This is a genomic window from Rhodococcus sp. 7Tela_A2 (genome assembly GCF_049311045.1).
In the GTDB taxonomy this organism is placed as follows: Bacteria; Actinomycetota; Actinomycetes; order Mycobacteriales; family Mycobacteriaceae; genus Rhodococcus.
Window position 1 is genome coordinate 22,212 of record NZ_JAXION010000049.1, and the last position, 8,118, is coordinate 30,329.

Consider the following 8,118-nt stretch of genomic DNA (forward strand, 5'->3'; position numbering starts at 1 on the left):
GAGTGCGCTAGAGGTCAAGCCTAGGGTTCCGGGCGCTCCGGGACCCAACCGTTTTTGCTCTCTCCGCCTCAGCGGGCGACGTCGATCACCACGCGCTCCGGGTCACTGAGCGAATAGACCGCGAACGGGGTGCCGGATTCGGAGACGCCGACGAACGACTGGGTGACGCCTTCGAAGACGCCGGAGCCGGTGACCTCGACCACCGAACCGCCCGGTGCGGCGAGGACGGGATCTCTCCCGGCGTACGGCTCGACACCGCTGTCGAACGGGTAGGCGGATCCGTCGATCAGGACCTGCAGGACGGCATCGCCGGCGACGGTGACCTCGTTGCCGCTCCCGTCCTGGACGGCCTCGGCCACATAGCCGACCCGCCATCCGGGTGTGCCTTCGCCGTCGAGTTCGTACACCACGCGGTCGAAGCCCTCGTGCACGCCGGTCCGGATGTCCGTGACCGTGAGTTTCGCTCCCGCACCCGCGGGGGAGACCTTGTCGGCCGCATCGGTGGGGGTGTTCGTGGAGTCCGGCTCGGGCGCTTGCGTGGTCGGCGTGTTCACCGACACGGCCGGCGAGGGTGCCGGATCGCTGTCCGAAGCGGAGCAACCCGCGAGAACCAACGCGGCGGCGGAGACGGCGAGGCCGATACGGGTGCGAATCATGGGGCACATGGTACGGCGCGCAACTCGGGAATCCGGGAAGGCGCTCGGAGGCCTTGACGTCGATCACATCACGGCGGACAGTAGGCGTAACGCATATTTCAACGCTCGATGAATTGAGTCGCGATGAATACTCCATCGAACTCCCTCGCCGTGGATGTGCACGATCTTCGCGTTCGCCGCGGTTCCCATCTCGCCCTCGACGAGGTCTCCCTTCAGGTCACGCGCGGTTCGATCACCGGGTTGCTCGGCCCGTCGGGCTGTGGCAAGACCACGCTCATGCGCTCGATCGTGGGCGGGCAGATCGTCGAATCCGGCACGGTGACCGTGCTCGGTCTCCCCGCCGGGGCAGTCGAACTCCGCCGTCGCGTCGGGTACGTCACCCAGTCGGCGAGCGTCTACCCGGACCTGACCGTCACCGACAATGTCGCCTACTTCGCCTCCCTCTACGGCAGACCTCGCTCCACCGTCCACGAGACGATCGAGGCAGTCGGGCTCGGAAGCCACTCCCGCACCCGCGCCGACGCGCTGTCCGGTGGGCAATTCGGGCGCGTGTCGCTCGCGTGCGCGCTCGTCGGTGATCCTGATCTGCTCGTACTCGACGAACCCACGGTCGGTCTCGATCCCGTGCTGAGAGTCGAACTGTGGGAACACTTCCGCTCGCTGTCCCGGCGGGGAGTCACGGTACTGGTGTCCAGTCATGTGATGGACGAGGCGGACCGCTGCGACGATCTGCTGCTCTTGCGCGACGGCCGCCTCGTCGCTCAACTCACCCCCCGAGAACTGCGGGAGCAGACCGGGGAAGAGGTTCTCGAAGACGCATTCCTCCGGTTGATCCGAACCCGAACGGGAGCACGGTCGTGAATCCTGGAATCTATGCCGCCACCACCGTACGGATACTGCGGCAACTGAGGACAGATCACCGTACGGTCGTCATGATCACGCTGGTGCCGAGCCTGTTGATGATCCTGCTGTACTTCATGTATCAGAACGTCCCCCCGGGCCCGGACGGCCGATCGCTGTTCGACCGGATCGCGATAGTCATGCTCGGGATACTGCCGTTTGTGGTGATGTTCCTCGTGACGTCCATTGCCATGCAACGTGAACGGGTGTCCGGCACCCTCGAGCGGATCCTCGCCACGCCCCTGGCGAAACTCGACCTGCTCGCCGGATATGCCAGCGCGTTCTCGTCGGCTGCGGTGGTGCAAGCGGGACTCGCGTGCGCGGTCGCCTTCGGGCTGCTCGGTGTCGCCGCCGCGGGTCCGGTCGCGTGGGTTCTCGTGATCGCGATCCTGGTGGCAGTTCTCGGCGTCTCGCTGGGATTGTTGTGTAGTGCGTTCGCCCGCACCGAGTTCCAGGCGGTGCAGTTCATGCCGGTACTCGTGATTCCGCAATTCCTGCTGTGCGGCCTGCTCGTGGCGCGCGAGGATCTCCCGGACTGGCTGCGCTGGATCAGCAATGTCCTTCCGCTCAGTTACGCGGTCGAAGCGTTGCAGGAGGTCGCGAGTCGGCAGGGAACCACGGGTCCGATGCTCCGCAATCTCGTCGTCGTCGTGGGGTTCATCGCGGTGGCGCTGGCGCTGGGGGCGGCGACACTGCGTCGTCGCACGCAGTGAGCCCGCGGTCGGGACGGCGGCCGGGAACATCCGGCGCGCGTGAGACCATACTCGACGCCGCACGGGAACTCTTCGCCGCCAACGGTTTCGAGAAGACCACGATTCGTGCGGTCGCGGCGAAAGCGGATGTCGACCCGGCCCTCGTGCATCATTACTTCGGCTCCAAGGTCGATCTGTTCACCGCGTCGATCGCACTGCCCGTCGATCCGCACGACGTTCTTGCGCCGGTGTACGCGTCGCCCCTCGAGGGCCTCGGACACGCTCTCGCCGCCGCTGTCATCGGGCTGTGGGACTCCGAGCACCGCGACGCCGCTGTCGCGATGTTCCGCTCGGAGATCGCGGGTGGCGAGGGCAGTCTGATCCGGACCCTGCTGCTCGAGGTCGCGCTCGAACCGCTGCTCGCCCGGATCGACCACCCCGCCGGAACGGGACGACTTCGGGCGGAACTCGTGGCGACCCAGATGACCGGGATCATGCTCGTGCGGTACATCCTCGCCTTCGAACCGCTCGCGTCGCTGCCGTCGGGACGGATCGTGGAGATCGTCGCTCCGACGCTTCAGCGCTACCTCACCGGCGACCTGTCGGGCTGACCGACCGCACTCGCCCGAAGGGATCGACGAAAATACCCGACGCGGACCAGCCCGTGCTGGTCTACTCGGCGGCGCCGATACACCCGCTGCGGAAGCCCTCGCCTTGCTGAGAGTGGTGGGCATCGGACAGTGGCGCAGCGACGCCGCGACCTCCTGAGCCCTACGCGGTGTGCTCGCGCAGGTACGCGATGTCGTCGGCGATACCGGCGCCGGGCGTCTCCAGGACGACGGGCGCACCGGACGCCACGGCGATCTCGGCGAGCAACTGCGGATCGATGGTGCCGTCGGCGAGGTTCGCGTGCCGGTCGCGCGCCGAATCGAATTCGTCTCTCGAATTGTTGAGGTGCACCAGGTCGATTCGTCCGGTCACCGCTTTGACACGGTCGACGATGCCGACGAGATCCTCGCCCGCCGCCCAGGCATGACAGGTGTCGAGACAGAAACCGGCGCCGTAGTCGCCGATGGCATCCCACAGCCTGCCGATCGCGTCGATGTACCGCGCCATCGCGAAATCACCGCCCGCGGTGTTCTCGACCAGGATCGGCACCGGGAAGCCGCCCTTGTCCTCCTGGCGTTCGAACAGCTTCCGCCAATTCTCGACACCGGCCGCGACATTTTCGCCGTCGCGCACATGTCCACCGTGGACCACCAGGCCGAAAGCCCCGATGTGCGACGCAGCCTCGGCATGGTCGGCGACAGCCTTCCGGGACGGCATGCGCAGCCGGTTGTTGAGACTCGCGACGTTCACCACGTACGGCGAATGCACCACCACGTCGATGTCCGACGCGAGAATCTGATCCTTCCTCGGGTGCTCACCCGGGGTGTCCCATTTCTGTGGGTCCGAGAGGAACAGCTGCACCAGATCGGCGCCGAGCTGCTCACCCTGCCCGATGGGGTCGTCGTCCTGACGGACGTGGGCGCCTATCCGCATGGACCCAGGGTAGGGGAGCTTCCCGGTCAGCGGGACGGCAATACCGCGCGCGATCGCAGGATCTGCTTGATTCGGTCGACGCCGACGACAGGGAGATCTCATGGGCAAGCTGGACGGCAAGGTTGCACTGATCACCGGTGCCGGGCAGGGAATCGGTCAGGGCGTCGCGCTGGCTCTGGCCCGTGAGGGCGCCGCCATCGCGGTGACCGGCCGCACCGAGAGCAAGCTCGACGACACGGTCCGGCAGATCCGGGAGGTGGGCGGCACCGCCGAGCCGCTCCGATGCGATATCGCCGACCTCGACCAGATCACCGCCGCGGTGGAGCGGACGGCTCAGTTGTTCGGGGGCGTCGACATCCTCGTCAACAATGCGAGTCTCAACCCGCTCGGACCCGTTCTCGACCTCACCGCAAAGCTGATGGAGAACGCCTACCGCACCGGGCCGGTGGCGTCCCTGCACGCGATGCAGACGGTGTATCCCCTGATGAAGGCGCGCGGCGGGGGCTCGATCGTCAATATGGTCAGCTCCGCGGCCGTGCGCTGGGACATGTCCGGGTACGGCGGGTACGCCTCGGTCAAGGAGGCACTCAGATCGCTGACCCGGGCCGCCGCATCCGAATGGGGTGTCGACGGTATCCGCGTCAACGCCGTGGCGCCCCACGCGATGTCCCCGGGATTGGAGTGGTGGACGGAGAACCGCCCCGAGGAAGCCGCGGAGTTCGTCGCGACCATCCCGCTGCGGCGTATCGGCGACTGCGAGGAAGACATCGGCCGTGCGGTCGCGTGGATCGTCAGCGACGATGCCCGCTACCTGACCGGCGCGACGGTTCCGCTCGACGGTGGGCAGGCACGCTGGGCCTGAAGCCGCTGCCGACGCACGTGCACCCGCAGAATCCCTGAAACAGGGATCAGGGTCCTCCCCGATGGTGCGAGAGGGTGCGGCCGAGGAAGATGGTTTCATGCCATCGCACTCGGCTCCCGCAGCCCGATCCCAGGACCTCAAGAAAATCTACGGAACAGGCGAAACCGCCGTTCACGCACTCGACGGTGTCACGGTGGAATTCGCCGCCGGTGAATTCACCGCCATTATGGGCCCGTCAGGATCGGGCAAGTCGACGTTGATGCATTGCCTCGCCGGTCTCGACAGCGCGACCTCCGGCGCAGTGTTCATCGGCGACACCGATCTGACGAGCCTGTCCGACAAGGAGATGACGCAACTGCGTCGCGACCGCGTCGGCTTCGTCTTCCAGGCGTTCAACCTCGTCCCGACGCTCACCGCGCTCGAGAACATCACGCTGCCCGTCGACATCGCCGGACGGAAAGTCGACCAGGAGTGGCTCGACACCATCGTCGGGCGCCTCGGTCTGGGCGACCGCCTCGGCCACCGACCCGGTGAGTTGTCGGGTGGTCAGCAGCAGCGCGTCGCGTGTGCCCGAGCGCTTGCCGGCCGCCCCGAGATCATCTTCGGTGACGAGCCGACCGGCAACCTCGATTCGCGTTCGTCCGGAGAGGTCATGTCCATCCTGCGTGCCTCGGTGGACGAGTTCGGGCAGACGGTCGTGATCGTCACGCACGACCCGCGCGCCGCCGCGTACGCCGACCGGGTCGTGTTCCTGTCCGACGGCAGTGTCGTCGACGAGATGCGCGACCCCACCGCCGACTCGGTCCTGGATCGCATGAAGCAGTTCGATCCTGCCGCCATGTCACCTCTGGCGAAGTAGGAGCGTTCCGAGCATGAGTGGAAATCCCATCCGCAAGGTGGCATTGCGCAATCTTGCCGCGCACAAGGTGAGACTTGCGCTGACCGTGCTGTCCGTCGTGCTCGGCACGGCGTTCATCACCGGTTCGTTCGTCTTCACCGACACGCTGCAGCGCACGTTCGACGGTATCTTCGGCGACGTCGCGCAGGGCGTCGATGTTCGCGTGAGCGCCGAGGAATCCGGTTCGAGCGGCGTGCCGGTCGAGGACATCGCGGCAGTCGAGGCGCTTCCCGCCGTGGACCGAACGACCCCGTACATCGGCGGTACGCTCGTCCTTCTCGGCTCCGACGGTGCGGCGATCCAGACCGGGGGCGCCCCGGTGGAGGGGTACGCGTACTTCCCGCCCGAGGAATTCGTCGGCGAGTCGCAGGAGTTCATCGAGGGCACTCCGCCCGCCGAAGACGGCCAGATCGCGCTCAACGCCAGCGCCGCCGAGCGCGGCGGCCTCGACGTCGGAGACCAGACCTCCATCCTTTCCATCGCGCAGGGCATGGTCCCCGTGACGGTGAGTGGCATCTACAACCTCGAGACCGACACCGGCGGCTACATCGGGGCGATGTTCACCGAATCGCAGGCGTCGTCGCTGTTCACCGATGGCCGGCACGTCGGATACCTCAACATTGCGGGCGACGGCTCCCTGTCCCCGGACGAACTGCGGGACGAGGTCGCGGCGGCTGTGCCGGGCATGAAGGTGCAGACCGGGGCAGAGGTCACCGAAGAGACCAAGTCGGAGGTCTCGGAAGCACTGAACTTCCTCAACTACTTCCTGCTCGCCTTCGGTGCGATCGCATTGCTGGTGGGGACGTTCATCATCTACAACACCTTCTCGATGATCGTCGCGCAGCGACTCCGCGAACTCGCGTTGCTCCGGGCCATCGGCGCGAGCCGGAAACAGGTCGGCCGCTCCGTGACGCTCGAGGCGCTCGTCGTCGGACTGATCGGTAGCGTCATCGGTATCGCCGCGGGTGTCGCGCTCGCCTACGGTCTACGTGCGGCACTGAACGCCGCGGATCTCGGGTTGCCGTCCGGTCCGCTGCAACTGGCGCCGCGCACGGTCGTCGTGGCCCTGATCGTCGGGATCGTCGTCACCGCGGTCAGTGCCTACGCCCCCGCACGCCGCGCGACACGGGTGCCGCCCGTCGCCGCGATGCGGGAAGAGTCCACCGGGACGGTCGAAGGCCTGCGGGTGCGCACGATCGCGGGCATCGTCGCGGCCGTCGTCGGTGTCGTGCTCGTCGTGTTCGGCGCGCAGGGCACCGGGGGAGGTGCGGCCTCCGCCGTCGGCGGTGGAGCGTTCCTGCTCGTCCTCGCGGTCCTGCTCGGCTCGCCGGCGCTCTCGCGGCCCGTCGTGGGTGCTCTCGGTGCGGTGTTCGCGCGACCGTTCGGTGCCGTCGGCCGGTTGGCGCGTACCAACGCGACCCGCAACCCGCGTCGCACCGCCGCCACCGCATTCGCTCTCACCCTGGGCCTCATGCTCGTGTCCGTGATCGGTGTCTTCGGCTCCTCGGCGAAGGCCAGTGTGGACGCTGCCGTCGACAACGGCGTCCAAGCCGACTTCATGCTCACCGGACCGCAGATGTTCGGAGTTCCGCTGCCGGCGGCCGACGCGGCGCAAGGGGTCGACGGTGTGGTGGAAGTGGTGCCGGTCCACGGCGTCCGGGCGAACCTCGACGGAGAGGACGGTTTCGGCACGGCGGTGACGGGCGTGCTCGACGACGTGATCGATCTGCAGATGGTGGAAGGCGTGCCGGAGGCCACGGGCAACGAAATGCTCGTGAACCAGAGCACCGCGAGTGAGAAGGGCTGGACGGTCGGCTCGACGGTCCCGGTCACGAGCCGTGACGGCAACACCGTGGACGCGACCGTGGCCGGTGTCTACACCGACAGTCAGATCATCGGGCCCTGGGTGATGTCCCAGCAGATCTACGAGCAGTTCACACCCCCGGCGACCCGGTCGGCGATCGTCGTGCTGATGAACGTCGCGGACGGGGCGGACCCGAGTGCCGTGCGGTCGGGCCTCGAGGCCGCCACCAAGGAATACGTGATCGTCCAGGTTCTCGACCGTGAGCAGTTCAAGGGTCAGCAGGCACAGCAGATCGATACGCTGCTCGCCATCCTGTACGGGTTGCTCGCTCTCGCCGTGGTCATCGCGATCCTCGGCATCGTCAACACGCTGGCGCTGTCGGTGGTCGAACGCCGACGTGAGATCGGGATGCTGCGCGCGGTGGGGATGCAACGCAACCAGGTACGGCGCACCATCTATCTCGAGTCGCTGCTGATCGCGGTGTTCGGTGCAATCGTCGGGGTGATCCTCGGCCTGTCCTTCGGCTGGGCGTTCGTACGGACTCTCGCCGACCAGGGACTCGACATCATCTCGGTGCCGTGGTCGCAGGTCGTGGGAATGCTGCTGGCCTCCGGAGTGATCGGCGTGCTGGCCGCGTTGTGGCCCGGCAATCGTGCCGCGAAGACCCCTCCGCTGGAGGCGATCTCGGACCTCTGACGGGGAGACGATCCACAGTCTTCCTTTTCATCCACAGCGTGCCCGGGGCCCCCCGGGCACCCCCCCCC

8 protein-coding genes are annotated in these 8,118 nt (G+C 67.2%); 6 read left to right on the top strand and 2 right to left on the bottom strand.

The window, feature by feature from the left end:
- Positions 1–68: 68 nt before the first annotated feature.
- Positions 69–656 (bottom strand): AMIN-like domain-containing (lipo)protein, encoded by a 588-nt coding sequence (locus tag TVH25_RS11295; RefSeq protein WP_422424186.1) that lies wholly within the window; start codon positions 654–656, stop codon positions 69–71.
- A gap of 123 nt (positions 657–779) precedes the next feature.
- Here TVH25_RS11295 and TVH25_RS11300 point away from each other — a divergent pair, with 123 nt between their 5' ends.
- Genes TVH25_RS11300 through TVH25_RS11310 form a run of 3 tightly spaced genes read left to right on the top strand, consistent with a single transcriptional unit; the run spans position 780 to position 2,859 of the window.
- Positions 780–1,517, top strand: a complete 738-nt coding sequence (locus tag TVH25_RS11300; RefSeq protein WP_422424187.1) for an ABC transporter ATP-binding protein — start codon at positions 780–782, stop codon at positions 1,515–1,517.
- On the top strand, positions 1,514–2,269 hold the full coding sequence (locus TVH25_RS11305) for an ABC transporter permease (protein ID WP_422424188.1): 756 nt from the start codon (positions 1,514–1,516) through the stop codon (positions 2,267–2,269). The genes TVH25_RS11300 and TVH25_RS11305 overlap by 4 nt, the downstream gene beginning before the upstream one ends.
- Positions 2,266–2,859: a TetR family transcriptional regulator gene (locus tag TVH25_RS11310; protein WP_422424189.1), complete on the top strand. Its 594-nt coding sequence runs from the start codon at positions 2,266–2,268 to the stop codon at positions 2,857–2,859. The genes TVH25_RS11305 and TVH25_RS11310 overlap by 4 nt, the downstream gene beginning before the upstream one ends.
- A 160-nt stretch (positions 2,860–3,019) precedes the next feature.
- Here TVH25_RS11310 and TVH25_RS11315 read toward each other — a convergent pair whose 3' ends face one another.
- Positions 3,020–3,790: a deoxyribonuclease IV gene (locus tag TVH25_RS11315; protein WP_169622654.1), complete on the bottom strand. Its 771-nt coding sequence runs from the start codon at positions 3,788–3,790 to the stop codon at positions 3,020–3,022.
- A gap of 100 nt (positions 3,791–3,890) precedes the next feature.
- On the opposite strand from TVH25_RS11315, the gene TVH25_RS11320 reads away from it, so the two are divergent.
- The 3 genes from TVH25_RS11320 (at position 3,891) to TVH25_RS11330 (ending at position 8,050) form a co-directional block, all read left to right on the top strand.
- Positions 3,891–4,652, top strand: a complete 762-nt coding sequence (locus TVH25_RS11320) for an SDR family NAD(P)-dependent oxidoreductase (protein WP_169622655.1) — start codon at positions 3,891–3,893, stop codon at positions 4,650–4,652.
- 97 nt (positions 4,653–4,749) lie between these two features.
- The gene (locus TVH25_RS11325) at positions 4,750–5,511 is read left to right on the top strand and encodes an ABC transporter ATP-binding protein (protein ID WP_169622656.1); all 762 of its coding nucleotides are present in this window, start codon (positions 4,750–4,752) and stop codon (positions 5,509–5,511) included.
- 13 nt (positions 5,512–5,524) lie between these two features.
- Entirely contained in the window at positions 5,525–8,050 is a 2,526-nt protein-coding gene (locus TVH25_RS11330) for an ABC transporter permease (protein ID WP_296548929.1), read from the top strand.
- Positions 8,051–8,118 lie beyond the last annotated feature (68 nt).